Source organism: Streptomyces sp. TS71-3 (genome assembly GCF_018327685.1).
Classification (GTDB): Bacteria; Actinomycetota; Actinomycetes; order Streptomycetales; family Streptomycetaceae; genus Streptomyces.
This window is the reverse complement of the sequence record NZ_BNEL01000003.1, coordinates 2,969,230-2,993,712: the sequence shown is the minus strand read 5'-3', so window position 1 is coordinate 2,993,712 and position 24,483 is coordinate 2,969,230. Positions and strand designations below refer to the sequence as shown.

23 protein-coding genes and 2 pseudogenes are annotated in these 24,483 nt (G+C 69.3%); 11 read left to right on the top strand and 14 right to left on the bottom strand.

All coding sequences use genetic code 11. From position 1 onward, the window contains the following. Nucleotides 1-147: 147 nt before the first annotated feature. A complete protein-coding gene (gene infA / locus Sm713_RS36675; protein WP_212914249.1) occupies nucleotides 148-372 on the bottom strand; it encodes a translation initiation factor IF-1 in 225 nt (74 codons plus the stop codon). Continuing rightward, nucleotides 369-1,160, bottom strand: coding sequence for an N-acetyltransferase (locus Sm713_RS36670; protein ID WP_212914248.1), 792 nt, complete (start codon nucleotides 1,158-1,160; stop codon nucleotides 369-371). The genes infA and Sm713_RS36670 overlap by 4 nt, the downstream gene beginning before the upstream one ends. 510 nt (nucleotides 1,161-1,670) lie before the next feature. Between Sm713_RS36670 and Sm713_RS36665 the strand changes: the two genes are divergently transcribed. The 6 genes from Sm713_RS36665 to Sm713_RS36640 all read left to right on the top strand — a co-directional run bounded on the left by Sm713_RS36665 (nucleotide 1,671) and on the right by Sm713_RS36640 (nucleotide 8,387). Further along, nucleotides 1,671-2,750, top strand: coding sequence for an extracellular solute-binding protein (locus tag Sm713_RS36665; RefSeq protein ID WP_212914247.1), 1,080 nt, complete (start codon nucleotides 1,671-1,673; stop codon nucleotides 2,748-2,750). 86 nt (nucleotides 2,751-2,836) lie between these two features. Continuing rightward, the gene (locus Sm713_RS36660; protein ID WP_212914246.1) at nucleotides 2,837-3,892 is read left to right on the top strand and encodes an ABC transporter ATP-binding protein; all 1,056 of its coding nucleotides are present in this window, start codon (nucleotides 2,837-2,839) and stop codon (nucleotides 3,890-3,892) included. After that, nucleotides 3,889-5,694: an iron ABC transporter permease gene (locus tag Sm713_RS36655; protein WP_212914245.1), complete on the top strand. Its 1,806-nt coding sequence runs from the start codon at nucleotides 3,889-3,891 to the stop codon at nucleotides 5,692-5,694. Before Sm713_RS36660 ends, Sm713_RS36655 begins: the two co-directional genes overlap by 4 nt. A 24-nt stretch (nucleotides 5,695-5,718) precedes the next feature. Then, entirely contained in the window at nucleotides 5,719-6,624 is a 906-nt protein-coding gene (locus tag Sm713_RS36650; RefSeq protein WP_212914244.1) for a glycerophosphodiester phosphodiesterase family protein, read from the top strand. 4 nt (nucleotides 6,625-6,628) lie between these two features. Beyond that, complete coding sequence (locus Sm713_RS36645) at nucleotides 6,629-7,666, top strand: LacI family DNA-binding transcriptional regulator (protein ID WP_212914243.1); 1,038 nt, start codon at nucleotides 6,629-6,631, stop codon at nucleotides 7,664-7,666. A gap of 55 nt (nucleotides 7,667-7,721) precedes the next feature. Beyond that, nucleotides 7,722-8,387, top strand: coding sequence for an HAD family phosphatase (locus Sm713_RS36640; RefSeq protein ID WP_212914242.1), 666 nt, complete (start codon nucleotides 7,722-7,724; stop codon nucleotides 8,385-8,387). 92 nt (nucleotides 8,388-8,479) lie between these two features. Here Sm713_RS36640 and Sm713_RS36635 read toward each other — a convergent pair whose 3' ends face one another. Then, on the bottom strand, nucleotides 8,480-8,620 hold the full coding sequence (locus tag Sm713_RS36635) for a hypothetical protein (protein WP_212914241.1): 141 nt from the start codon (nucleotides 8,618-8,620) through the stop codon (nucleotides 8,480-8,482). Between the two features lie 47 nt (nucleotides 8,621-8,667). Between Sm713_RS36635 and Sm713_RS36630 the strand changes: the two genes are divergently transcribed. After that, nucleotides 8,668-8,922, top strand: a complete 255-nt coding sequence (locus Sm713_RS36630; protein WP_212914240.1) for a hypothetical protein — start codon at nucleotides 8,668-8,670, stop codon at nucleotides 8,920-8,922. Nucleotides 8,923-9,079: 157 nt separating this feature from the next. Here Sm713_RS36630 and Sm713_RS36625 read toward each other — a convergent pair whose 3' ends face one another. Both Sm713_RS36625 and Sm713_RS36620 read right to left on the bottom strand, forming a co-directional pair. Beyond that, nucleotides 9,080-9,322 (bottom strand): DUF5302 domain-containing protein, encoded by a 243-nt coding sequence (locus tag Sm713_RS36625; RefSeq protein WP_212914239.1) that lies wholly within the window; start codon nucleotides 9,320-9,322, stop codon nucleotides 9,080-9,082. Nucleotides 9,323-9,434: 112 nt separating this feature from the next. Continuing rightward, on the bottom strand, nucleotides 9,435-9,638 hold the full coding sequence (locus tag Sm713_RS36620; protein WP_212914238.1) for a hypothetical protein: 204 nt from the start codon (nucleotides 9,636-9,638) through the stop codon (nucleotides 9,435-9,437). Between the two features lie 516 nt (nucleotides 9,639-10,154). On the opposite strand from Sm713_RS36620, the gene Sm713_RS36615 reads away from it, so the two are divergent. Further along, nucleotides 10,155-11,567, top strand: coding sequence for an APC family permease (locus Sm713_RS36615; protein ID WP_212914237.1), 1,413 nt, complete (start codon nucleotides 10,155-10,157; stop codon nucleotides 11,565-11,567). Nucleotides 11,568-11,752: 185 nt separating this feature from the next. On the opposite strand, the gene Sm713_RS36610 is transcribed toward Sm713_RS36615, so the two are convergent. From Sm713_RS36610 to Sm713_RS36600, 3 genes and pseudogenes are all read right to left on the bottom strand, one after another. Continuing rightward, nucleotides 11,753-12,283 (bottom strand): hypothetical protein, encoded by a 531-nt coding sequence (locus Sm713_RS36610; protein ID WP_212914236.1) that lies wholly within the window; start codon nucleotides 12,281-12,283, stop codon nucleotides 11,753-11,755. Between the two features lie 1,021 nt (nucleotides 12,284-13,304). Then, nucleotides 13,305-13,802, bottom strand: coding sequence for a peptidase inhibitor family I36 protein (locus Sm713_RS36605; protein WP_212914235.1), 498 nt, complete (start codon nucleotides 13,800-13,802; stop codon nucleotides 13,305-13,307). Nucleotides 13,803-14,379: 577 nt separating this feature from the next. Then, nucleotides 14,380-14,895 (bottom strand): annotated as a pseudogene (locus Sm713_RS36600) (alpha/beta fold hydrolase); the annotation flags it as partial. On the opposite strand from Sm713_RS36600, the gene Sm713_RS41075 reads away from it, so the two are divergent. Beyond that, complete coding sequence (locus Sm713_RS41075) at nucleotides 14,797-15,447, top strand: MarR family winged helix-turn-helix transcriptional regulator (protein ID WP_249416920.1); 651 nt, start codon at nucleotides 14,797-14,799, stop codon at nucleotides 15,445-15,447. The pseudogene Sm713_RS36600 and the gene Sm713_RS41075 overlap by 99 nt on opposite strands. Here the strand turns inward: Sm713_RS41075 and Sm713_RS36595 are convergent. After that, entirely contained in the window at nucleotides 15,339-15,980 is a 642-nt protein-coding gene (locus Sm713_RS36595) for a DUF4328 domain-containing protein (RefSeq protein ID WP_212914234.1), read from the bottom strand. The genes Sm713_RS41075 and Sm713_RS36595 overlap by 109 nt on opposite strands. Before the next feature lie 315 nt (nucleotides 15,981-16,295). Next, a complete protein-coding gene (locus Sm713_RS36590; RefSeq protein WP_212914233.1) occupies nucleotides 16,296-18,371 on the bottom strand; it encodes a glycoside hydrolase family 36 protein in 2,076 nt (691 codons plus the stop codon). A 665-nt stretch (nucleotides 18,372-19,036) separates the two neighbouring features. Here Sm713_RS36590 and Sm713_RS36585 point away from each other — a divergent pair. Then, the gene (locus Sm713_RS36585; RefSeq protein WP_249416919.1) at nucleotides 19,037-19,825 is read left to right on the top strand and encodes a GntR family transcriptional regulator; all 789 of its coding nucleotides are present in this window, start codon (nucleotides 19,037-19,039) and stop codon (nucleotides 19,823-19,825) included. A 30-nt stretch (nucleotides 19,826-19,855) separates the two neighbouring features. Here Sm713_RS36585 and Sm713_RS36580 read toward each other — a convergent pair whose 3' ends face one another. Beyond that, nucleotides 19,856-20,185 (bottom strand): antibiotic biosynthesis monooxygenase, encoded by a 330-nt coding sequence (locus Sm713_RS36580; protein WP_212914232.1) that lies wholly within the window; start codon nucleotides 20,183-20,185, stop codon nucleotides 19,856-19,858. 468 nt (nucleotides 20,186-20,653) lie between these two features. On the opposite strand from Sm713_RS36580, the pseudogene Sm713_RS36575 reads away from it, so the two are divergent. Continuing rightward, nucleotides 20,654-20,897 (top strand): annotated as a pseudogene (locus Sm713_RS36575) (alpha-galactosidase); the annotation flags it as partial. 76 nt (nucleotides 20,898-20,973) lie between these two features. Here the strand turns inward: Sm713_RS36575 and Sm713_RS36570 are convergent. From Sm713_RS36570 to Sm713_RS36560, 3 genes are read right to left on the bottom strand one after another with little or no spacing between them, the layout of a single operon-like run. Further along, nucleotides 20,974-21,870 carry a carbohydrate ABC transporter permease gene (locus Sm713_RS36570; protein WP_212914231.1) on the bottom strand — a complete coding sequence of 299 codons (897 nt, stop codon included), beginning with the start codon at nucleotides 21,868-21,870 and terminating at the stop codon, nucleotides 20,974-20,976. Nucleotide 21,871: 1 nt separating this feature from the next. After that, nucleotides 21,872-22,774, bottom strand: coding sequence for a carbohydrate ABC transporter permease (locus Sm713_RS36565; RefSeq protein ID WP_212914230.1), 903 nt, complete (start codon nucleotides 22,772-22,774; stop codon nucleotides 21,872-21,874). Beyond that, the gene (locus Sm713_RS36560) at nucleotides 22,771-24,096 is read right to left on the bottom strand and encodes an extracellular solute-binding protein (protein ID WP_212914229.1); all 1,326 of its coding nucleotides are present in this window, start codon (nucleotides 24,094-24,096) and stop codon (nucleotides 22,771-22,773) included. The genes Sm713_RS36565 and Sm713_RS36560 overlap by 4 nt, the downstream gene beginning before the upstream one ends. Nucleotides 24,097-24,483 lie beyond the last annotated feature (387 nt).

Sequence of the window (24,483 nt, the reverse complement as noted above, 5' to 3'; positions counted from 1 at the left end):
GTCGGCAATCTCGCCGTCCCTCAGCCCCGTACATGCGCGCGGGGCGGTCGGTGATCAGCGCGGAAAAGTGCCATCCCGGGGCCCCGGTCACGAAAAACCCCTGACCGTGGCCCCAGGATCAGCTACAGCGGCAGGCGCCGGCCGCGGCTAGTTCCGGTACCGGAACACGATCCGACCGCGCGTCAGGTCGTACGGTGGGAGTTCCACCAGCACCCGGTCCTCCAGCATGATCTTGATGTAGTTCTTGCGGATCTTCCCGCTGATGTGCGCGAGCACCTGGTGGCCGTTCTCGAGCTCCACGGTGAACATGGCGCTGCGCAGGCACTCGACGACCTTGCCCTCGACTTCGATGACGTTCCTGTTCCTCGTCATCGCACCAGCTCCAGGTTGCTGCTCGTCGGCCGGGCGCCGATGCCCTCGAACAGCGCCGAGGCCGCCTGGTTGGACTCGTGGACTTCCGCCCAGGCCACGGCGGACCCGGAGCGGTGCAGCGTCCCCAGCGCGTGGGCCAGCAGCGCCCGCGCGATGCCGCGGCGCTGCTCGCCGGCCCGGACCGCGACCAGCCCGATGCGCGGCCGGATCACCGTGACCACCCGGATCAGACCCAGGTAGCGGTCCGGCGCCGCGGCCACCGCGTACTTCGACGGGTCGACAATGGTGTCGCCTTCGGGGCCGCGAACCACCTCAGTGGGCATCGACTGCCACCCCGCGGTCGCCGCGACCTCGTCACGGATCGCCCGGTCCACGGCCCGCAGCCGGCTCTCGTCCGCCTGACCGGCGGGCACGATCGTCACGCCCGAAGGCGGCAGGACCGCTTCGAGTCCTGTGACCCGCGGGTCCGTCGGCACGTCGTACTCCCACTCGCGGCGCCGGATCGTGAACCCGGCCCGCAGCCAGCCGGCCGTCAGCTCGACGTCGGCTTCGTCGACCACCGTGTACAGCGGTGCCGGCAGTTCGGCCAGCATCACCTCGGCGAGCCGGTCGAAGGTGGCGTCATGCCAGGCGTCGATGCTGACGAACAGGCGTCCGTCTGGCCGGTGGGCCGCATGCCCGCGGCCGACCACCAGGTCGTCGTCCAGTGCATGCCATTGCCTGTCCGCGACGCGCGTGATCATCACCGCGTTCTCGCTCAGGCCGGATGTGAAAGGCTTCGTGTTCATCGGCGTCTCCCTCCAGGAGTGCCTCGATCTCAGGCGCTCCTGGCGGCACCGAACGTCAGCCGCCGGACCGTGACGGGTTGAGGGAGCACCCACGGGTAACTGTGTTCACGGGGCTCACCTCCACACGACGACTTCACGGTCCACCGGGAAAGTAGCAGTGGGGCGCCGCCTCGCTCAAACGCTTTCCCGCGAGCTCGTGACGCGATCATGATCCGGGCTTCTTGAGGCATCTCGACCCGAGGCATCCCCAGCCGATGAGGCCGCACGGTCCCACGCCGGCACCCGCCGACCTGCTGCTGATCGCCGGCTGCGTCACCGGCGCGGCCACGGCGGGAGCCGCCACGGCCGCCACCACCCAGGCACGGTTGATTCTCGCCACCCCCGCGATTCATCTTCCTGTCGTCCCGAAGTCAATGAAAGCGTGTTCACTCTCCTGTGAACGCGCGTTCATGGCGTGTCTCGTGTCTCGGGAGTTCTTGGCCGCGCTGGGCGGCAAGGGGATCAGAACGGATGAAGTCGGTGCGCAAGACCATCACCGCCGCAGCGACGGTGCTTGTCACTGGACTGATGGCCACGGGTTGTACCTCGCCGGTCGCGGCGGGCGGGCAGGGCGGGACGGGGAGCACCAAGAGCCTCGTCGTGTACAGCAACTCCGTGTCGGACGGGCGGGGCGACTGGCTGAAGAAGGAGGCGGGGAAGGCCGGCTTCAAGCTCCAGTTCGTGGACCTCGGCGGCGGCGACATCCGCAACCGGCTGCTCGCCGAGCAGGCCAATCCGATCGCCGACGTCACCTTCGGCCTGAACAACGTCTACTTCGAGAACCTGAAGAAGGAGGACGTGCTGGCCCCCTACACGCCGTCGTGGGCCGGCAAGGTGGACGCCTCGGCGGGCGACCCGACCGGCAAGGAGTACTGGCCGATCGTTCGCGAACCGGTCATGCTCGTCTACGACAAGGCGGCCTACAGCAGCCCGGCCCAGGCGCCTTCCGACTGGCCCGACCTGTGGACCGAGAAGCAGTTCGCCAAGCGCTACGAGGTGCCCGCCGACCTCGGAGGCGCCACCGCGCAGATGGTCCTCGCCGGCATCCTCAGCCGCTACCGCGACGACAAGGGCGACCTCGGGGTCAGCAAGGCCGGGTGGGACGCGGTCAAGGCGTACTTCCACGACGGTGTCCCCGCGGTGGCCGACACCGACCTGTACGCGCGGATGGCGTCCCGCAAGGTCGACGCCGGGCAGATGTGGCTGGCCGGCAAGGCCACCCGCGAGCAGCAGTACAAGGTGACCACCGAGGCCGTGCATCCGAAGATCGGTGTGCCGATGACGGTCCAGCAGGTCGGGCTCGTGAAGGGCACGAAGAAGGCGGCGGACGCCAAGAAGTTCATCGACTGGTTCGGGAGCGCGACGGTCCAGGCCGCCTGGTCCAAGCAGTTCCACACCATGCCGACGAACAAGGACGCGCTGGCCCAGGCCGACCCGGCGGCGGTCAGCGACACCAACTCCTTCACCGAGCAGGACATCGACTGGTCGTTCGTGGCCGAGCACCTCGACCAGTGGATCGAGAAGGTCGAGCTGGACTACCTCGGGAGCTGACTCCGCGCCGCGCGGGGGCCCGCCCCGCGCGGCCGCTCCCCCTGGAACGCCCCCTTTCCGCCACCCGACATCTCCCGAGGACCCACATGATCACCTTTGACGACGTGACGGTGAGGTTCGGCGGCTTCACGGCGCTGCCCGCCTTCTCCCTCCAGGTCCAGGAGGGTGAGTTCTTCACACTGCTCGGACCCTCCGGCTGCGGCAAGAGCACCGCGCTGCGTGCCCTCGCCGGCTTCGTCGACCTCAGTGCCGGCGACATCCACCTCGGGGGCAGGAGGATCACCCACCTGCCCAGCGGCAAGCGGGAGGTGGGCATGGTCTTCCAGAACTACGCCCTGTTCCCCGGCATGAACGTGCGCGAGAACATCGCCTTCGGACTGCGCGTGCAGAAGCTGTCCAGGGCCGAGACGGACCGCCGGGTGAACGAGATCGCCGAGCAGGTCGACCTGTCGCAGCAGCAGCTCGACAAGCAGGTCGCCGAGCTCTCCGGCGGCCAGCAGCAGCGGGTGGCCATCGCCCGCGCCCTGGTCCTGCGCCCGAAGGTCCTGCTGCTCGACGAGCCGCTGTCGAATCTCGACGCCAGACTCCGCCGCCAGCTGCGCGGGCAGCTGAAGGACCTGCAAGGCCGGTTCGGCATCACCACCGTCTACGTCACGCACGACCAGGACGAGGCCCTGTCGATGAGCGACCGCGTCGCCGTCCTGGATCAGGGGCGCATCGAGCAGATCGGCACTCCGCAGGAGGTCTACGAGCGCTCGGCCACCGAGTTCGTCTGCACCTTCCTCGGCGAGGTCAACCGGCTCAGCCCCGCCCTGGTGGGCATGCTCGCGGCGGCCGGCGCCTCCGGTCTCGACGCCGGCGCCGCCACCTACGTGCGGATCGAGAAGGTCAAGGCGGTCCGGCCCGGCACCCCGCACGGCGGGATCGCCGTGCCCGCCACGGTGGACTCGCACACTTACCACGGCATGCACGACGTCTACCACCTGCGCACCGAGCACGACCGCCTGCGGGCGGTCCTCAGGGCCCAGGACGGCTTCCGGTCCCGGGAGGGCGAGCGGGTCGACCTCGTCATCGACCCGGCCTCGCTGCTGCAGTACCCGGGCCCCGAGGGTGCCTCCGCGGCGGGCGGGGCGCGACGGTGAACCGCTCCGCGCGGAGGATGCTCCGCTCGCCGCTGGTCCTGGTGGCCGGCGCGCTGCTGCTGTGGTTCGTCTTCGCCTTCCTGGTCTTCCCGAACCTGGTCATGCTGCGGGAGATCTTCCTTCCCGACGGCTCGTTCAGCACCCGCGCCTTCACCGAGCTGTGGTCCTCCGACCGCGCCCGCGAATCGCTGCGCAACAGCTTCCTGCTGGCCGCGGCCCTGTCCGTGACGGTCAACGCCGTCGGCGTCTTCATCGTCCTGGCCACCCGTTACTTCGCGCTGCGCGGCGCCCGCCTGCTGTGGCTCGGCTACGCCACCACGCTGGTCTACGGCGGAGTCGTGGCCGTGTCCGGTTACACCTTCGTCTACGGCGAGCACGGCCTCCTCACCCGCCTGCTCGTGGACGCCTTCCCCGGCACGGACCCGGCGTGGTTCTCCGGGATGCCGGCCGTGGTGATGGTGATGACCCTCACCGGCACCAGCTACCATCTGCTGTTCCTCACCTCGGCCCTGGGGCGGGTGGACCACCAGACCATCGAGGCCGCGCAGCAGCTCGGCGCCTCGCCCTGGCGGATCCTGCGCCGGGTGGTGCTGCCGGTGCTCAAGCCCACCCTGTTCGCCGTGACCGTGCTGACGTTCCTGGGCGGCCTGACGGCCTTCGCCGCGCCCCAGGTCATCGGCGGGCGGGACTTCCAGACGATCACGCCGATGATCCTCACCTTCGCGGGCATCCCCTCCTCCCGCGACCTGGCCGCCACCCTCGCCGTCCTCCTCGGCGCCGCCACGCTGGTCCTGCTCTCGGTCCTGAACCGGATGCAGGCCGGCGGAACCTACTTCTCCGTCTCCAAGGTGCCCTCGGCACTGCGCAGGCAGCGGATCACCAACCCGGTGGCAGGCGCCGTCGTGCACGTCCTGGCCTACGCGCTGTTCGCCGCGTACCTCGTACCGCCGCTGCTGATCGTGGTGTTCTCCTTCACCGGCGCCTCGACCATCGCCTCTGGCCGGATCACCACGAGCAGCTTCACGCTCGCCAACTACCGCCAGGTGCTGACCGACGCGACCGCCTCCTGGCCGCTGCTGGTCAGCATCGCGTACGCGACCGTCACCGCGACCGTCGTCATCGCCCTGATGCTGTTCGTCGCCCGGGTGCTGCACAAGTACCCGAGCCCGGTCACCGCCGCCGTGGAACACCTGCTGCACATCCCGTGGATGCTGCCGAGCACGCTCACCGCCCTCGGACTGATCATCACCTACTCCGAGCCACGAACGGTGGTCGGCGGCACCGTGCTCACCGGCACCCTGGTCCTGCTCGCCATCGCCTACGTCTCGGCGAAGATCCCGATCACGCTGCGCATGCTCAAGGCCGCCTACGCGGGCGTCCCCGACTCGCTGGAAGAGGCTGCCACCCTGCTCGGCGCGGGTGCCTGGCACACCTTCCGGCGCGTCCTGCTGCCCCTGGTGCTTCCCACCGCCGCGGCCGTCAGCGCCCTGAACTTCAACAGCCTGCTGGACGACTACGACATCTCCGTCTTCCTCGCCCACCCGCTGTACCAGCCGCTCGGCATCACCATCCAGAACGCCACCCGCAACGAGGGCACGAGCGACAGCACCGCCCTGACCCTGGTCTACGCCGTGCTCCTGATGGCCGTCTCCGGCCTGGTGATGTGGTTCGTCTACGGCCGTCGCGCCGACACGGGGCACCGCCGGCGGCGCCCGCGGCCGCGCCCCGGGCACGAGCACACCGCGCCCACGGCCGCGGACACCGACACGGGCGCGTCCGCCCGTCCCACCCGCACCGTCTGACCCGCACGTACACGAAGGAACACCATGTTCGGCCACCCCCGACACCAGCATGTCAACGCGCTGCTCAACACCCACCTCGCGCAGCGCACCCCGCTGATCTGCGTGCACCGCGGCACCGGGCTCGGCAACGTGCCCGAGAACACCACCGGGGCCGTCGTCGCGGCGCTCCGCCAGGGCGCCGACATGGTCGAGCTCGACGTCATCCGCTCCCGCGACGGCTCCTTCTTCGTCTTCCACGACGGCGCCGAGCCGCACGCCTTCGACCGCGCGGACGACATCCGCGCCCTGGACGCCGAGGCGATCCGCGCGCTGCGGTACCGCTGGAGCAGCCACGGCGCCGGCCTCTCCGAACTCGGCGAGATCTTCACCCGCTTCCGCGGCGAGGTGCTGTTCAACATCGACCGGTCCTGGTGGTACCTCGACGACCTGCTGCCCTTCGCCGACCGGTTCGACATCGCCGGGCAACTGGTCTTCAAGAGCCCGGTGGACCAGCAGTGGCTGGACAAGCTGCGCCGGCACCCGGTCAAGTACCCGTTCGTGCCGATCGTCTACTCCCGTGCGGACATCGACACCGTCCTCGGCGCCCCGGACCTCAACCTCGTGGGCGTCGAACTCATCGCGCGCCACCCCGACGACGAGCTCGCCGACCCCGCGGTCGTCACGGAGATGCACCGGCGGGGACTGCTGTGCCTGCTCAACGCGATCAACCTCCCCGACGGCGTGCCCCTGTACTCCGGGATCGACGACCACACCTCGGTCTTCGGCGACCCCGACGACGGATGGGGCCGGCTCATGGAGCTGGGTGCGGACATCATCCAGACCGACTGGCCCGACCTGCTCGGCCGCTACCGGCAGCAGGTGCGCGGCATCACCCCGCGCACGTACGGCAGCTGGGGGCGGTCGGCGTCCCGGCCGCAGCCGATAGGGTGACCGCGTGGCACCGAGCATGGACGACAAGGTCACCTCACCGCTGAAAGTGACCATGGCGAAGGTCGCCCTGGAAGCGGGGGTCTCACGGGCGACGGCCTCACGGGTCTTCTACGGTTCCACGCCCGTGGCCGAGCACACCCGCAGGGCCGTGTACGAGGCGGCGGAGCGGCTCGGCTACGTGCCGAACACCATGGCGCGGTCGCTGGCCGCGCGCAGCTCCGACATCCTCGGCCTGCTGCTGCGCGCCCCGGACAACCCCGCCTACGGGCTGCTCTTCGCCGAACTGCAGGCCCACGTCAGCGCCGCGGGCCTGCAGATGGTGACCGTGGCGCCCTCCCGCCACGAGGGCGCCCACTTCGAACGCCAGGCGCTGAACCGGCTGCTGGGGCTGCGCGTCGGCGGCATGTTCGTCTCCACCGGCGTCATCCGCGCCGAGATGCTCGAACCCTTCCTGGACCTGGTGCCGGTCGTGGTCGTCGGCCGGCCGGAGTCCCACCCCGACATCCACAGCGTCTCCTACGACGAGGACTACAACGCCGGCCTGCTGGTGGACGCGGTGGTGGCGGCCGGGCACCGGGGCGCCGCGGTGGTGGTGCCCGACCACTCGGTCTCCGAGCACCGGCGCGGCGTGGCGATGGTACGGGGCCTGACCGAGCGCGGGGTCAAGGTGTACGAGGTCTCCTCGCCGACGTTCGGCAGCCGGGAGGAAGGCGCGCGCGAGATCGTCGAGCTGCGGCGCGAGGAGCGGATCACCGCCGCGATGTTCCCCTCCGACTGGCGCCTGCTGGCCTTCCTCCCGCACGCGCAGGAGGCCGGGTTGAAGGTACCGGACGACCTGTCGCTCACCGGCTTCGACGGCATCCTTCCCGGCATCGACCTGATGGGTTTCACCACCGTCCGCATCCCGGTGGAGGATGCCGCACGCCGGGCCGTGGAAGTGATGCGCGCCCAGCTCGACGAGCGCACGCCGCCCCGGCACGAACTGCTCCCGGGCACGTTGGTCCGGGGCCGCACCCTGGCCCAGGCCCCGACCGCCCGCTGAACGCCGGCAGCCCACGCAGCGGCTGACGGCACGTACACCCCGGAAAGAGATGACCGTGACAGACCTCCGGGGCGGGACCCCCTTCGGGCCCGGCCCCGCCGCCGGCGACCGGCCGGCGCCGCCGTGTCCCCGCGTGGTGATCTTCGATCTCGGTGAAGTGCTCGCCACTCCGCCGGGGCTCTACCAGCGCCTTGCGGCATGCCTGCCACACAGGCCCGAGGATGTGGAAACCGCGTACTGGGCGCATCGGGAGGCGTACGACCGGGGCGGGAGTGCGACCGCCTTCTGGGGCCGCCTGCTCGCGGACCTCGGCATCTGCGCGAGGGACGGCCTCATCGCCGAGTTGACGCGCATCGACACCGAGGCGTGGACGACGATCCGCCCGGACGCCACGGCTCTGCTCGAGGACTTGTCGGAACGCGGCGTCCGGGTGGGGATCCTGTCGAACGCGACCCGCGAGATGGCGGCAGCCGCCCGTGAGACACCGTGGGCGCCGTACGTCAGTGACTGGTTCTTCTCGGCCGAGCTCCGCCTCGCGAAACCCGACGCCGCGATCTACCGGCACGTCACGGACCGCTTGGGCCTGCCCGCCGCGGACGTCCTGTTCGTCGACGACCGGCAGGTCAACGTCGACGCCGCCCTCGGTACGGGCTGGAGCGCCCACCGGTGGATCACAGGCGCACGGACCGAGGAGCTGCTCCGGAGGCTGGGAGTCCTCTGAGGCGGGACTCCCGGCGGTGGAGGCGTGCGCTTCCGGTGGCCCCGTCCACGACCCGGGAGAGCCTCGGCGCGACGCGTCAGGGACGGACTCCGTCAGGAGGTGCCGGCGGGCACGGACGGGTCCGCGGCGGCGCTCTTCGCGTAGCGCTGCTGCTGCTCCACCACGTCGATGAAGAGGCGCTTGAACTCGGCGTGGTCGTCCGCGCCGAGCCGCCGTGCGTGGCGCCTCTGCATGTCCGCCAAGATCCGGTCAGCTGCCGCCATCCGGCGGAACGGCGGGTGTGGTCGGCGTCCCCGCGTGCGGGGCGACCGCTCCCCTGGACGTCGCCGATCTCGTCAACGAGAGCAAACGCGTCATCGGAGTCGTCGAGGGCCGGAGCAATCCGCCCGAGTTCCTGCCGCGGCTGGCAGCCATGATGGGCGGCGGCCGGCTTCCGGTCGGCGAGCTCATCAAGACGTTTCCGCTCCGCGACATAGAGCGCGCGGCAGAGGAGATGAGGACCGGCCTGGCGGTCAAGCCCGTCCTGGCGCCCTGAGGGCCACGACGAGGTCTCCTACCGGCTGCTGCCCCTGTCCAGATCTCCGGGGCGCTCATCAGGGCCGCCGGCGCCTCCGTCATGTGGCAGGGACACCGCGCGACGTAGTGGCCGTCGCGCGGTGTCCTGCCGAGGCCGTCCGAACGGCGGGTCGGGCTCAGCCGCCGCTCTTGCGCCGGAACGAGCGCTGGCTCGCAGCCGGGCCGTGCGCGCCGCGGATCTTCGCCGCGTCCGTGTTCCCGGCGAGGGCCGCGGCCTCCGCCTGCATGTTGCGCTTCCGCTCCAGGGCCTCCCGGAACTTGGCCTTCAGGTCGTACTGACCGTTCTCGTCCGGCGTCAGGGCAGGATTCTCGGCGTCAGCCGAATCCGACCCCTCCGGCGCTGGAGACACTGCGGTCATGGTGAACCTCCTGGGCTCGGGCGGTAGGAAGCACAGCCTGCCATGCAATTCGCTTCTCGCCACGTTTCCTCTGGCCGAGCAACTCTATGCGCACTCCGCATCACGCTGTTGGTCAACGTCCAGGAGCGTTACCCCTGCGGCCGCGGGCCCTCCATCCCCAGAGGGCACAGGCGATGCCGATGAGCGCCACGACGATGCCCAGCACGGTGTACTGACCGTGCCCCGACATCATCGAGCCCTTCATCGCACCCGTCCCCTGGCTGATCCAGAGGGCTCCGAGGAGGAACAGAACGACCCCCGCCACGATACGGACCATGACTCACTCCCTAGTTTCCGACGAGAGTGCATACGGAGCGCAGCCTTCCGATGTTCATGGCCGGACGGGCCGGCCCGCGGGGAGCACGTCGTGGCGTCCCGGGCACGGGCCACGAGTGCGTTCTCCACCGCCTCCACCCAGCGGTGTCGACACCGGCGAACACCGACGCGGACTGTGCTGTGCATCATATCGACCAGATGTCACGGAGCGGCGGTCAGCTCCCATCCGGTCGGCACCGCGGCCGAGGCCGAGGACGCGGTCCGGGACGCCTGGATCAGGTGGGCCGGCCAGAGCGACGCCCGAGAGGATGATCCTGCGGCGACGACTCTCCGAGCCGCGCAGGTAGGCCAGGCCGTCCCCGATCGTCCGCGTCCTCTCCGCAAGCAGCGCGAAGTCACTCACCCGTGTGGACTTTCCCGCGGACCATCCGCTGGGCCCCGGCCGGCCGACACGATTCGAGGGTGACGCCAAAGCCTGCCGGCGCCCGACCACAGACCCCGTTCGGAAGGTAGCCGCATGACGACCACCACCGACCCGGCGGAGGGCCGGTCGCCCGGCTCGTCGGTCGCCGAACCGGGTCTGGACGCCTTCGGCTACAGCCAAGAGCTCAAACGCTCGCTGAAACTGTCCGACCTGGTCGTCCACGGCCTGGTGGCCATGGTCCCGATCGCGCCGTTCACCATTTTCGGCGTGGTGTTCAACGGCTCCGAAGGCATGGTTCCGCTGATCTACCTGATCGGCCTGGTCGCGATGCTCTTCACCGCGCTCAGCTACCGGGAGATGTCCCGGGCCTTCCCGATCGCCGGGTCCGTGTACACCTACGCCGGCCGCGGCATCAACGACGGGATCGGTTTCATCGCCGGTTGGGGCATCCTGCTCGACTATCTGCTCGTCCCCACGCTGGGGTGCGTGATGAGCGCGGCCGCGCTCACCTCACTGCTGCCCGCGGTGCCGCAGTGGCTCTGGGTCGTGCTGTTCGTCGTCGTCAACTCAGCGGTGAACTTCTTCGGCATCGAGTCGACCACGCGGCTGAACAAGATCTTCCTGGTCGGCCAGTTGATCGTGCTGGCACTGTTCGTCGGGTTCGGCCTGGCGGCCGTCCTCACGGGCAGGAACGGCGCGCACCTGTCGTTCGACCCCTTCCTCAAGCCCGACCTGCTGGCCCCCGGGCTGGTCTTCGGTGCGCTCTCCATCGCGGTGCTGAGCTTCCTCGGCTTCGATGCCGTCTCCACCCTGTCGGAAGAGGTCAGGGCCGGCGATCGGCGGCTGGTCGGCAGGGCCACGGTGTACGCGCTGATCGCGGTGGCGGTGCTGTTCGTCGCCCAGACCTACGTGGCGGCCCTGCTGGTGCCCGGCAAGACGGACTTCCCGGGCGACGAGGCGACCAACTCCGCGTTCTACGACATCGCCGAGATCGCCGGCGGGCACTGGCTGAAGACCACCGTCGTGGTCGCCGCCGCGCTGGCCATCGGTGTCGCCAACTCACTGGTGGCCCAGGCGGCGACATCGCGACTGCTGTTCAGCATGGCCCGGGACCGCAAGCTGCCGGCCTTCCTCGGGCATGTGCATCCGGTGCGCAGGGTCCCGCAGCGCGCGCTCCTCGTGGTCGCGGTGATCTCCCTGGTCATCGGCCTGTTCCTGGTGGGCCAGGTGGATCTGCTGTCGTCGCTGGTGAACTTCGGCGCGCTGTTCTCCTTCCTGCTGCTGCACCTCTCGGTCTTCGTCCACTTCGTGGTGCGCAACCACAGCCGCCGCTGGAACCTCCATCTCGTCGCCCCCGCCGCCGGCTTCGTGATCATCGGCTCGGTGCTGTGGAACATGGACGACCGAGCCCGTATCGGCGGTGCTGTCTGGCTCGTCATCGGCGCGTGTGCGCTGCTGTACCGCTGCCGCGGCGGGCTGGGCACCGACTCGGAAGTGGAGAGCTGACGCAGCTGCGGGCAACCTCCGCGCGTCGTGCGTGAACCCCTTACGTCTCCCCCGCGATCAGGCCGGGCCGGCAGTCGCCCAAGGAGAGGCCTCGCTCTGCGGCACAGGCTCACCCCGTGGAGTGAGTGACCGGAGGACGACCGGCGACGCCCCGTGCCGGGCGCCACCGGTCGCCGCCGATGCCGTCAGCCGATGCCGGTGACGCTGAGGGCCGTGGTCCAGTTGTTCTTGATGGCGGTACGCGCGGCGGACAGGGTGATCCGGCCGTCGCAGACCGCGTTCTTGAGCTTCGTCTCGACGCCGTCCTTGCTGTGGGCGGTCTGCGAGCCCGAGTACGGCTCCGGCCACAGGTTCTTGGGGTCGCGCGGGGAGCCGCCGAGTTCGAGCGGTATCTGGTGGTCTTCCTCGTAGTCGGCCATGTTGGTGTCCGAGTAGCCGTAGTCGATGATGCCCTGCGCCTTGAGCGGGTTGGTGTAGGACGTGGGCGGACGGACGGTCGCCGTCCAGCCGGACACGCAGATCGTGGAGTTGATCGTCGACTGGGTGACGGCGGAGTTGTAGACGCCCGGGGTGCACGACGGGTCGGGCAGCGGCAGGTAGGACCGCGAGCAGCTGGCGGCCTGCGCGGTGCCGACGCTCACGCCGAGGATGAGTCCGCTGCCCGCCAGAGCGAGGGCGGAGGCGACGGCGGTGGACGTTCGAGCGAAGGGACGCATGAGAACCTCAATCTCCTGGGTTGATCATGTCCATGACATAAAAGACATTCGGTGGACTCGGGACTGCGGACTGCGGACTGCGTGCTGCGGACCGCCGTTCGGACTGCGCCACCGCGCGATGGGCCCCCGGCTTGCCCGGCGGCATGGCCCTGGCCCGAGCCGGCAGATTCACTGCGGCCTCGGAGGCGACCTTCCGGTCAGTCCTGAGCGCAATCGGGCGCGAGCGGTATCCGGCGATGTGAACCGGCACTTCGACGGACTACGTCCGGGAGCAATCGCTGCCGTAGCCGGTCCTGGAGTGCCCGCGGTGACGGTCAGGGAGGCCAGGTGGGAGCGAGCGAGCGCGGCGCCGGCCGGATGGGTGAAGCCGACCGGGCGGAGGTGGCACGAACGACGGCGAAGGCATCGATGGCGGCCGCTGCAAGGCCGGCGAAGAGGCCCCGGCGAGCGTTCTTGCGCATGGCCCATCGACTCCCGCGTCAGGTGAGGTGGTGAAGCGCCCCTATCCTGACGCGCCCACAGCTACGCGGGTAGACCACGGAAGGTGAACAAGTTGAAGACAGGTAGCGACGCCATCTGAGCTTCTCCAGTCACTTTTCATCGGTTGCGTGATCAGTTCGTGAGATGTCTGGAGTTCAGGAGCAACCTGGTCGTCTCCGGACCGCGTTCGACCGGCAGTCCGGGGAGCTGGCGGGCGTGGCGGGCCCTCGCGCGGCGACGTGGACGGGCATGCCGTCTGGAGATCGGTGGGGCCCGGGCCGGCTTCTGGGGAGGGCACTATGCCGGCGAGATCGGCTGCGCGGGGCCGGCGTTGGCCTTCGATGATGCGGGCCGGCGGAGGTCGCCGTGTCAGCCTGCCGGTCGGCGGTGGCCGAGGAGGGCTGCGGAAGAGCCGAAGGGGCGAGCTAGTGACCGCGAACGGGAGTGACCGCACCCGGCCCGGGAAGGACCGGGTGCGCGCGTCCCGCTACGGCTGCCTGGTCGCGGCCAGGCAGCCCCACGGGTTGCGGACGTTACGACCTCAGCAGTTCCGGACGTACCAGATGGGTGAGAAGTCGTACGCGCCGAACCCGAAGATGGTGCCGTTGGCGTCCGGGCCCTTGAGCGTGGTGAGGACGGTGAACTCCCGGTTCATGAACACGGCCGCAGCCCCGAAGCTCTGGTTGTTCCACACCGAGCCGATCCCGTTCCACTGCACGAGCCGGTAGTCGCGGCAGACGTACAGGTCGAACCGGGTGCCGGTCATGTTCGCACCGGTGTAGAGGCACACGCGCAGGTACGGGCAGTCCCCGCCGTTGCCGGAGGCGGGGACGCCGTTGACGCCGTCGACCGACGCCTGGCTGTTGTCGCCCTGGATGGCGGCCGGCTGCGCGGACGGGACGGTGGCCGCCCGCGCGGACGGGACCGTAGCCGTCTGCGCGGACGCGGTTCCGACGGTGCCGGTGACCAGCGCGAGCGAGACGAGCGCCGCAGTGAGGACGGTGCGCAGGGCCCTGACGAGCGTGGTGCGTAAGGACATGGTGACTCCTGACTCGATATGACGGGACGGCCGCGGTCGGCTGTCTTGGAAGTGCCGGGCGCGGTGGCTGCCAGCGGTGGCATACCTGGCCGATGGCCATGCAGATGATCGTGAACGCCCGGACGGTGGGCTTGCGGAGGACCTCGGTGTGGTCCGCTGACCGCGGAAGAGCGCCATATATACCCTCTAGAGCGCACATAGCACGCATCCCCCATACGCGTCCGTCCTCCGAGGAGTGATGGTGCGGCACACGGGTGTCGGCGGCAAAGCTTTCTTGCTGTCGGAGTTTTCGTGTCGCGGTCCGCCTCCGCGACCCGCTTACTCACCCTGGCAGGCCGTTGAAGTGTATGGATGGCATCCCGTCAGACGCACTGCCCGAGATGGTCTGGGGAGCAGGACAGAGGTTTTTCCGGCTTCGCCGGTCACGTAGGCGTGCAGCGGGGAAGGACCCGTCCGCGTGTATGGGGCACAGCCTGGCGATCCGCCGGTCGGTGGGCTGTGAGGAGGGCCTGCGTTCTGCCTTTCGCCGGACGGTGACGCGTTGTGTGGGGCCGCACCCCAACGGGGCTCGCCCATGTCACAAGCGCTTGGCCAGGAACGGGAGGACCGCGTCGGCCATGTCGTCGGGCACTTCCTCGGCGAGGTCGTGTCCCGCTTCGAAGACGTGCCCGGTGACGTCGTGGGCCATGAGCCGCATCTGGGACTCGTCGCGATCGCCGATGAAGGCCGAACCGCCGAGTGCCAGTACCGGGATGTCCAGCTTCTCCTTCGCGGCCTGCCGGTTCTGCTCGGCGTCGACGAGCACCGCGCGGTAGATGGAGGGCATCGCACGGATGCCGCCGGGCATGGAGTAGCAGCGCACGTATTCGTCGACGCCGTCGGGCGTGGCGCTGTCGGGGCGACTGCGCTTGAACTTGATCATGTAGGTGATCAGCTCTCGCTCGTGTCCGGCGATCAGCATCTCGGGGACGTCGGGCTGGAAGTAGAAGCCCAGATGCCACAAGTGCATGCCGCTGGAGACGTTCTCGGGAGTGAGGGCGGTGTGGCCCCCGAAGCCGAATCCGGGGAACAACGCCTCGGCGAACACGAGCGCGTGCTCGCCGCGGTCGGCCCCGGTTCGCAGCGCGCACTGAGCGACCAACTGCGCATCGACCGCAGCGTCATGGTCGGCGTCTGTGGTGGACTGGAGCGAGCGGGCCACGTACGGCGCGAACGCGACGCAGGCGATCGCCGCGCCTACGCCGTCACCATCACCGAGTCACCCCGTCGACTCCTCGCCCTCGCCGAGGCCACGGTCCCCCATATCTCGACGACACCTTCGAAGCCCTCACACCAGGCGAACGCGAGCAACTCTCCGTACTGCTCGGCAAGCTCCTGCGACTCGACGCCTGACGTCCGGCCCCGGCGGCAGGGTGGCCGCCCTGGACGTGGTTCCGGTCGTGGCGTCAGGCGTCAGGCGTCAGGCGTCAGGCGTCAGGCGTCAGGCGTCAGGCGTCAGGCGTCAGGCGTCAGGCGTCAGGCGATCATGCCGTTCGTTCAGGCCTCTTCCTGCATCGCGGTGAGGGCCCGGACGACGAGGACGGCTGCCACGGCTGCGCCCACCACGGCGGCATCCGCCACCAGCAGGGGCGTCACGTTCCCGTAGGCACGCGCGATGACGTCGTCGGTGGAGTCGGCGTACATCAGGCCCACTCCACTGATCAGCCCCACCAGCCAGAGGCCCCACCACCAGTTCACGCACGCCGGCAGGCGCCGGCCGGGAGCGGTCGCGCGGTAGGCGTCCGCGACGATGCCGCGCGGGATCCACAGGTCGGCGATGGGAAGGATCCAGCCCGCGTAGACCCAGGGCCATCCGTAACGCGGGGGGCTTCCGGACAGGGCGCGCGCGTTGTCCCTGACGCGCAGCAGCCAGGCCAGGAAGGTGAGCGCGCACAGCACCGTGAGGGCGTCCGCGAAGGCTGCGACGAGGTGGTAGGCGTCTTCGAGTCCGGTCAGCACGCGGTGCCTGCCGTCACCCTGGTCCGGAGGCCCGGACGCCGGCTGTCCCACGGAGGCGAGCCGTAGCTGCCAGCCGGCCCGAGCCGTCCAGGCCGCGGCGGCGAGAACGAGGGCGCCCGTCGCCCAGGCCGCCCTCCCGCGGACGGGGAGCAGAGCGCTGTGGGGAGTGTGGTCGATCATCCTGCCATCCTCGCCCACGGCGATGTCCGGTGGAAAGGCGGCCGGTTGGGCGCCGGCGAGTGTCCTGCGCGGCCCTGTGCGACGGCGCCGAACCTGGCCGCTCCTGAATCCGGCAGAATGCCGGACCGGCCGGATGTCAGGAGAGGTCAGCGGGGTCGGCGGGATTGGCCGGGGGTGCCCGAGCGATTCACCGACGGCGATCGGCTCCTCGCCAGGCGCCCGCACAACCACCCCATGCCCGCCACCCCCGGACGACCATGAGAGCCTCCTCACATGCCGGCGCGTGCCCGGTAGCTGCCGATCTCGCGAACGAGCTCAGCCCATGGGCTCGGCCACGATGAGCTGGAACCGGTCGAAGCTCAGCTTCACGGTGTTGTGCTGAGCATCGGCAGTTCCCAGGGAGGTGCCGGTGAACGGGTCGGTCAAGCGGTACCTGCCTCGCTTCAGGCCGCGCAACTCGACCGTCCCGTCCCACCCGGGGGCGTAGAAGGCGTAGTGCAGGGTCCCTCCCTTGGCCACGACATGCGTCTCGGGCTTGTCGAAACCGATGTCGTACAGCTCGCCCCGGTACTCACCGGTGGACAGCATGTTCTCCTCGTACAGGTTCACCCACTTGCGCCAGAGCGCTTCCCTCTCCGGGGTCAGCACGATCGAGTCGTCCGGGCCGCCCGCCCCCGGGTTGGTGAACTTGGTCGACAGGACGGCTCCGACGCCGTAGCTGGAGGCGAAGTCGTCGCCGTTGTCGCTCAGTTCGACATGGTCGCCGGCGTAGCTGCTGCCCTCGCCCATCAGCGCCTTCATCGTCTTGCCCTTGCTGCGGACCTGGTAGGACGACTCCGGGTCCGAGCCCGGGTACTGGTCGACGTAGGGCAGGTTGTGGAAGGCGAAGGCGGTGCCGCACGGGCAGAGCTCCAGGAGAGCGTTCGGCTTCGCCTCGTTCGCGGCCTCGTGCACCGCCTTCCAGAACTGCGCCAGGCCCTCGGTCGACTCCTCGGGGCGGGCGTGCCCGTGCGCCGGGTTGTAGCAGGGCGCGACGGCGTTGAGGTGCTGCCCGTCGGTCTTGAGCCCTTCATAGCCCCAGTCGCCGATGAACTTCTTCACCAGGGCGACGAAGTAGTCCACCGTCGGCTGGTAGGCCGGGCACAGGGTCCAGGCGTCCCACCAGGTCACCTTCTGCTTCTTGCCGTTCCGGTCCAGCAGGAGCATGTCGGGGTGGTCCCTGAAGAGGTTGCTGTCGGGGTCCGCCGCCAGCGGTGCCCACCACAGGCGCGGCAGCATGCCGGCGTCCCGGACCTGCTGGGTGAAGGCACGCATGTCCGCGTCGCCCCGCGGGAACTTCCGCGGGTTGAGGTCCCAGTCCCCCTCGTTGGTCTGCCAGCCGTCGTCGAGCCCGGCCCATTTGAGACCGACGGCACGCGCCTTGGGAAGCGTTCCGACGACCTGGTCGACGGTGAAGTCGCGCTCGTAGCCCCAGGCGCACCAGATGGGGTCGAAGGCCGTCTTCGGGGCCTTGGAGGCGCGAAGGCCGATGTCGCCCATGTAGTCGCGGTAGCGCTGGAGCGGCACGAAGTGGTCGCCCGGGAGGGCCGTCAGGAACGTTGTCTCCGTGGCCAGCTTCTGGCCCGGCCCGAGAGTGACGGGGGTGTCGCCCTGGACGGCGAGGCTCGCCCCGCCGGACGTCCTGCGCACCGGCAGGCTCAGTATCTTCGCCACGGGTTCGACGTGCCCGACGGAAAGGCCGGCGTCCGGACGCCACACGGACGCCATCGGGGTGCCGCCGCCGTAGTCGGAGGAGTCCATCCCCAGGGAGTTCTCCTGGTAGTACTTGTCCGTCATCGGCTGCACCCAGTCGCGGCGGTCCGTGTGGGTGGTGCCCGAGAACGTGTAGAAGCCGCCGGGGGTCTCCAGGAGCTCATGGGCTCCGCTGCGCCACCCGGTCACCCTCAGCTCACCACCGGAGACGTTGGTGTAGGTCACCTTCATCACGATCATCCCGGTCAGGCGCCGGAAGGAGGTGAGCTCCACCGTCTTCCGTACTCCGGTCGCGGCGTCGCCCCAGACGGTCACCTGGAGGCCCGCACCGTGCCGGGAACCCTCGATGGCGCGGGTCTCCCGTCCGCGGTAGGCGAACGCGTCGACGGTCTTGCCGTCCAGCAGCAGGACCTCGCTGGCGTCGAAGCCCGTCACGTTGACGTCCTTCAAGGACACCCGGCTACGCAGTCTGTCGTCGAACTCCAAGGCCACCGAGGTGTCACCGACGCCTACGACGTCGGTGTCGCGGTTCGGTGCGGCGGCTACGGGTGCGGCGCCCATAACCTCGGCAGGGAAGGCGGCCAGGCCGGCGCCTCCCAGCGCCACCTTCAGTACGGTTCGCCGGTTCATATCCGTCATGCCAACTCCCTTGTGGCCACGTCAAACTGACTTCGGGCTCGCTGTGCGTGTCCGACCGCGCGGTCTCGCCTTTCCTTCGCCGCTGTTGATCATCGAAGCCGAGCCGCCGATTGCGGAGACGACGCGGATCACGGCGCCCATCGATGCCACGGGCGGGTGGATCGCCGGTCCCAGGTGATGCCACGGTCGGGTGGATGACCTGGGAGAGGATGACGGTGGACCGGATGTAAGGCATGGGTCGATCGGGTCACAACCGTCGCGTTCCGCCGGCTCGGTCAGGCCCGGAAGATGCCCGCGTTCCGTCACCGGCCCGCCGTCGCAGGCGGACGTGGTGAGGACGCTCGTCGACGTGGCCGACCAGCGCAGTTCCTTCACCGGATCGAGGTCATAGCGCCGGGCGTACACGTCGGTGGACGGGTGGACGGCCCATGGAACACTCCTTAAGCACCCACGCGGTCTGCCTCGAGAACGTAAGTGGTCTGCGACTGGCCTGTCAATGGCCCTCACACGGCATTACTGCTACTCAACTGGCTGGTGCAGGTGCCCGCCTTGAGGGCCAGGCCGTTCTTCTTGAGGGGCAGGCCGGTCTTGAGGCCGCAATGGCGTCACGCAGGTGAGCGGGTGGAGGCTGACCCGCCAATCCACCGAACCGGTATGCTTCTGGTATGACCGATGTGACGGCGCCGATGCCCAGAGGCCTGTTCACCGAAGACGCCCTCCCGCTGTACGAGCGCATCGCCGCCCGGCTGCTCGACGACCTGCGCGCCGCCGCTGCCCGTACCGGCGACCGGCTGCCCTCCGAGCGGGCTCTGGTCACGCGGTACGCCGTTTCACGCGTGACGCTGCGAGCCGCACTCGCCCAGTTGGAGTCGCGCGGCATCGTGCGGCCGTCGTCGTCGCGCGGATGGTTCGTCGCCGAACTGGGCCAGACCCCGGATCCGGCGGCGGCGTCCGCCACCGCCGGCCCCCAGATCCAGGGTTTCGCCGACTACGCCCACGCCAACGGCTTGAAGGCGACCAGCAAGGTTCTCTCCGCCACCGTCCGCCCGGCCACGGTGGCCGAGGCCGAGCAGCTCCGCATCGCCCCGGGAGCCGACCTCTTCGACCTCCACCGGCTGCGCTTCCTGGACGGCCTGCTGGTCGTGCTCGAGCACAACAGGCTCCCGTTGACGGCCTGCCCGGCCCTGGCCGAGACCGACTTCAACACTGCCTCGCTGTACGCCACCCTGCGAGCTGGGGACCCGCCGCAAGTACCGCGCGTTGCCGATTACTCGGTCGAGGCCCGGCACCCGACGCGACGGGAGATCGAGCTGTTCGAGATCGCCGACACCATGCCGATGCTCGTGGCGACCCAGCTCACCTCCAACCAGGCACACCGCCCCATCGAACTGACCGTCCAGGTCTACCGGGGGGACCGCTACCACTTCCGAGCCTCCATCACCAATCAGGCGTGAAGGCGGCTTCGGTCGGCTCCTGGATCCGCGTCAGCCCTGCTTGGGCGCGGCCTGCTGAACCACCTCGAAGGTCCACAGGGTGGACCCGGAGGCGGCGGGCTTGCGCTGAGCGCCGTCCCCACCGCTTCCCTGGTGGGCGGACTTCATCGGGCCCTCCATCCACGCCTGGAAGGAAGCCTCGTCCCGCCACCTGGTGTACACCAGATACTGGTCAGTTCCCTCCACGGGGCGAAGCAGCTCGAACCACTCGAAACCGTCCGACGACTCCACGGTCCCCGCCCTCGAAGCAAACCGCTTCTCGAGGATCTCGCGCTGCTCATCCGGCACGGTCAGGACATTGATCTTTACAACACTGGGCACGTGGCACCTCTCCAGTCGGGGATCGCTCCAGGTCCCATGCTGCCCCTACCGTCCGCGACCTGAATCACCGGCTCGCCGTCCAGGAGCATCTGCCGTGCCGTCCCGGACGGCGAACCGGGGGTGGCGCCCCCGCCGCCCGCCCCACCTGGACGACACGCTCGAGGAGCACCGGCGTGACATTCATGCGCCGGGCCTTCGGCCGACCTGCACGACCGGTCGCGACCGGCGGGCGGACGCCTCTCCTCGGCGCCGAGACGTCCGTCAGCCCGCCCGATAAGGCAGCGCACCGGCTCCGTGAACCTTCCGCTCCGACCGATGAGAGGTTGGGCAGTGAACGTTTCCGCGGCATGGTTCCGATCAGCGAGACGGTGGCTGCGGGCCGGCACGCTCGCGCTGGCCGCAACCCTGACCGCGGCCCCACCCGCCGCGGCCCTGGGCAGCGGCCTGGCCCTGACACCGCAGATGGGCATCGGCAACAGCTGGCGCACCACCGGTGACATCAATGCCGGCTTCTCCAGCATGCTGTCCATCTTCCACCGCGACGTGGGCCTCGCCCCCTACGCCGGGCCCGGCCACTGGAACGACCCGGACATGCTCGAGGTCGGCAACGGCTCATTGACCGCCGCCGAGAGCCGCTCGGAGTTCAGCCTGGGGTCGGAGATGGGCAGCGCCGCTGATCGCCGGCACCAACATCGCCTCGGTCAGCGCCTCCGGGCCTGCTCGACTCCGAACGCGAACTCACAGCACGCCTCGGACCGCGGGCCCGACACCCCCCGTATCGGTGTCGATCATCTGCTGAATCCGGCGGTCAGACCGCTGAGCATCTGACGGCGGCCCAAGGCGTACAGGACCAGGATGGGCAGCGTGGTGAGGACGACGGAGGCGAGAACGGCGGGGACGTTGACCCCGTACTGGCCCTGGAAGGTCCACAGTGCGAGCGGCAGGGTGCGGCGGTCAGGGCTCTGGGTGAGGATCAGCGGCAGCAGGAATCCGTTCCAGATGGTCAGTGCGTTGAAGATGGTCACGGTGAGGATGGCCGGTCGGGTCAGCGGTGCCGCCAGCCGCCACAGTGTCGCCCACTCGGTGGCGCCGTCGACCCGCATCGAGTCGAACAGTTCCTTGGGCACGTCGCGGATGAAGTTGGACAGCACCAGCACGGACAGCGGGATGGCGAAGGCGATCGACGGGAGGATCAGCGCCAGCAGGCTGTCGTACAGATGCAGCCTGATGATGATCAGATAGACCGGGATCACCGTCGCCTGCAGCGGGATGGCCAGGCCCATGAGGAACAGCCCGTTCATCACGCGCAGGACCCGCATGCGCCAGCCGCGCACGATGGCGTAAGCGGCCATGAAGGAGAACGCCACCGCCGGCACCACGGCGCCGGCGGTGACCACGACGCTGTTGATGAAGTAGCCGATGAAGTCGGACTCGATGACCAGCCGGTAGTTGTCCAGCGTGGGGTCGCCGGAGGGCACCAGCGGGTTGCTCGCGTAGTAGCGGCTCTGGGACTTGAGGCTGGTGATGAGGGTCCAGTACAGGGGCACGGCGACGACGACGAGCCAGAGCCATCCGGCGAGGCCGCCGAGCCAGTTGCGCCGGCGGGCCGAAGGACGGGAGGTGCCTCGCCACTCGGGGCTGGTGGCCTCGTCCGGGCGCCCGGGCTTGGCCAGTGTGGTTGTCACGTCAGGCCCCTTCGAGTTGGCTCTCACCGGCGTCCCGGCCCCCGAGCCGGCGCAGCAGCAGGGTGAGGGCGAGGCCCACCAGGACCAGGATGACCGCGATGGCGCTGGCCGGTCCCATCAGGTCGGCCTTGAATCCCCGTTTGTACATGTCCAGCGCGAGGACCCGGGTCGCGTCTCCGGGGCCGCCCTCGGTCAGGACGAAGATGAGGTCGAAGAAGGTCAGTGACCCGACCACCATCAGCGTGGACGAGGTGATGATCGTGTATTTCAGCTGGGGCAGCGTGACGCTGAAGAACTGCCGGATCCGCCCGGCGCCGTCCAACTGCGCGGCCTCGTACAGGGAATGCGGAATCTGCTGGACACCACCCTGGTAGATCAGGGAGTGGAACGGGATGAACTGCCAGGAGACGACGAAGACGACGACGCCGAACGCGAGCCCGGGCCGCCCCAGCCAGTCCTGGCCGAGCGCCCCGATCCCCAGCCCGGCACCGAGCCCGAAGTTGGGGTCCAGCAGGGCCTTGTACGCGATGGCGATCGCCGCGGAGCTGAGCAGCAGCGGGACGAAGTACACCACGCCCAGCACCGCGCGGTAGCGCTGGCGGCCGGCCAGGAACGTGCCGAGCAGAACGCTCAGCGGAGTCTGAACCGCCCAGGACACGGCCATCACCAGGAACGTCACCCAGACCGCGTGCGGCAGTCCGGGGTCGGTGAGCACCGCACGCCAGCTGGTCAGCCCCGAGGGGTGGATGGCGCCGATCCCGTCCCACGTGGTGAAGCTCAGCGCGAAGACACCGACGAGCGGGACGACGGCGAACGCGACGTAGACCACCAGGGCGGGCGTGGCCAGCCACGGCAGGATGCTGGGCGGTTTGCGACGCGGTGGATGGCTGGTGAGTGAGCTCATTTGCCGGTGACCGCGTTGAGGTTGGCCGCGAACTGCCGCGGCGAGACGGACATCTGGAACAGCTTGGCGATGTTGTCCAGCAGCGTCTCGGCAGCCGCCGGACTGAGCGCTTGGTCCCAGGACTGGCCGAACGACTTGGCCTTGCTGGCGACGTCGTAGGTGAACTGCAGGAAATCCGCGTCGTCGGAGGCGGCCAGCAGCTTCTCCGTGCCCAGCCGGATCGGGACCCCTCCGGTGTCGACCCACCCCTTCACCTCGTCGTCCGCGAGGACGCCGGTGGCGAAGAAGTCCTTGGCGACCTTCTTCTGCTCGGCAGTGGCCTTGGAGGAGATGGACAGGTACTGGCCGGGGTTGCCGACGGTGTCGCTCGGATCGCCCTTGCCGCCCTCGACGGGCGGGAAGCTCATGAAACCCAGCCCGCCGCTGGAGACGAAGTCCCCGCCGTCGGACTTCTGGATGCCGTACGACCAGGCACCCTGCAGCATCATCGCGGCCTTGCCGGTGTACAGCAGCGCCTGGTCGGCGTTGGAGTCCGCGGTGATCGAGGAGAAGCCCTTGATGAACCCGTGGGCCTTGACCAGTTCCTGCACCTTGGTCAGCGCGGTGATGGCGGCCGGGTTGGACCAGGCGTTCTTCTCGCCGTCGAAGATGGCCTGGAACACCTCGGGACCACCGATGCGGTCGAACAGGAACTCCAGCCACATCATGTTCGTCCAGCGGGACTGGCCGCCCAGGGAGAACGGCGCTATGCCCTTCGCGTTGAACTTGGGCACCAGCGCCATGATGTCGTCCCAGGACTGAGGCGGTTCCACGCCGACCTGGTCGAAGACCTTCTTGTTGTAGTAGAGGACGATCGGCTGCACCGTCTCGCACGGCATCGCGTAGATCTTGCCGTTGACCGTCGCCGCACCGAACGAGGACGGGAACAGCCGCTTCTTGACGGCGGAGTGCTCGTCGAACCACGAGGTGAGGTCCTCGACCTGGCCTGCCTCCACGTAGGTGCGCAGCGTCCCGCCGCCCCAGCCCCAGATGATGGTGGGCGCCTGCCCTGCGCCGATGGCGGTCTTGATCTTCGTCTTGTACGCGTCGTTCTGGAAGGTGGTGCCTTTGATCTGCTCCTTGGGGTGGGCCTTGTTGAACGCCTGCAACGCACTGGTCCTGACGCCTTCTTGGGGCTGGGTGCCCAGGTACCAGTACGTGGCTCCGTTGCCGCCACCGCCGCCCTTGCCGGGACCGGACGTGCCGCAGGCCGCGAGCGCCGCGGAGACCGACACGCCGGCGGCCAGGCCGAGGAGGGTACGTCGAGAGGGGGAGGTCTCCATGTTCGTTCTCCGCACTCGAGAGCCACCAGCTTCTCGTGAGTCGTGATGAAAACTTTCGAAAACCAGTCTTCTTTACGCTCTGTGAGTGCAAATTAGGTTTCGGGCGCGTACCTGTCAAGGTGTGCGCAGGCGTGTTGTTGTCCAGGAGGAAACCGAGCAGCCTCGCTCAACACCGCACTCGATAAGTATCCTGACATGTCTCGAAAACATTTCGAGAGGTCGACGCTGACGGCAGGGAGCGGGGGACGCGGTGGCTGCCAGGGCGCGTCCTGGCAGCGTCCGAAGTCGATCCCGACGGTCACGGCCGGCGGATCGGTTGCCGTGCAACGGAGCTTCCGCACAAGCGTAGGCGCGCTCAGGTGGGAACGCTGCTGCTGCGGACTATCA

Excerpts from the sequence above, each read along its gene's own strand:
- infA (WP_212914249.1), bottom strand. The coding sequence starts at position 372 with ATGACGAGGAACAGGAACGTCATCGAAGTCGAGGGCAAGGTCGTCGAG.
- Sm713_RS36670 (WP_212914248.1), bottom strand. The coding sequence starts at position 1,160 with ATGAACACGAAGCCTTTCACATCCGGCCTGAGCGAGAACGCGGTGATG.
- Sm713_RS36665 (WP_212914247.1), top strand. The coding sequence starts at position 1,671 with ATGAAGTCGGTGCGCAAGACCATCACCGCCGCAGCGACGGTGCTTGTC.
- Sm713_RS36660 (WP_212914246.1), top strand. The coding sequence starts at position 2,837 with ATGATCACCTTTGACGACGTGACGGTGAGGTTCGGCGGCTTCACGGCG.
- Sm713_RS36650 (WP_212914244.1), top strand. The coding sequence starts at position 5,719 with ATGTTCGGCCACCCCCGACACCAGCATGTCAACGCGCTGCTCAACACC.
- Sm713_RS36635 (WP_212914241.1), bottom strand. The coding sequence starts at position 8,620 with ATGCAGAGGCGCCACGCACGGCGGCTCGGCGCGGACGACCACGCCGAG.
- Sm713_RS36625 (WP_212914239.1), bottom strand. The coding sequence starts at position 9,322 with ATGACCGCAGTGTCTCCAGCGCCGGAGGGGTCGGATTCGGCTGACGCC.
- Sm713_RS36620 (WP_212914238.1), bottom strand. The coding sequence starts at position 9,638 with ATGGTCCGTATCGTGGCGGGGGTCGTTCTGTTCCTCCTCGGAGCCCTC.
- Sm713_RS36615 (WP_212914237.1), top strand. The coding sequence starts at position 10,155 with ATGACGACCACCACCGACCCGGCGGAGGGCCGGTCGCCCGGCTCGTCG.
- Sm713_RS36610 (WP_212914236.1), bottom strand. The coding sequence starts at position 12,283 with ATGCGTCCCTTCGCTCGAACGTCCACCGCCGTCGCCTCCGCCCTCGCT.
- Sm713_RS36605 (WP_212914235.1), bottom strand. The coding sequence starts at position 13,802 with ATGTCCTTACGCACCACGCTCGTCAGGGCCCTGCGCACCGTCCTCACT.
- Sm713_RS41075 (WP_249416920.1), top strand. The coding sequence starts at position 14,797 with ATGCCACAAGTGCATGCCGCTGGAGACGTTCTCGGGAGTGAGGGCGGT.
- Sm713_RS36595 (WP_212914234.1), bottom strand. The coding sequence starts at position 15,980 with ATGATCGACCACACTCCCCACAGCGCTCTGCTCCCCGTCCGCGGGAGG.
- Sm713_RS36590 (WP_212914233.1), bottom strand. The coding sequence starts at position 18,371 with ATGACGGATATGAACCGGCGAACCGTACTGAAGGTGGCGCTGGGAGGC.
- Sm713_RS36585 (WP_249416919.1), top strand. The coding sequence starts at position 19,037 with ATGACCGATGTGACGGCGCCGATGCCCAGAGGCCTGTTCACCGAAGAC.
- Sm713_RS36565 (WP_212914230.1), bottom strand. The coding sequence starts at position 22,774 with ATGAGCTCACTCACCAGCCATCCACCGCGTCGCAAACCGCCCAGCATC.
- Sm713_RS36560 (WP_212914229.1), bottom strand. The coding sequence starts at position 24,096 with ATGGAGACCTCCCCCTCTCGACGTACCCTCCTCGGCCTGGCCGCCGGC.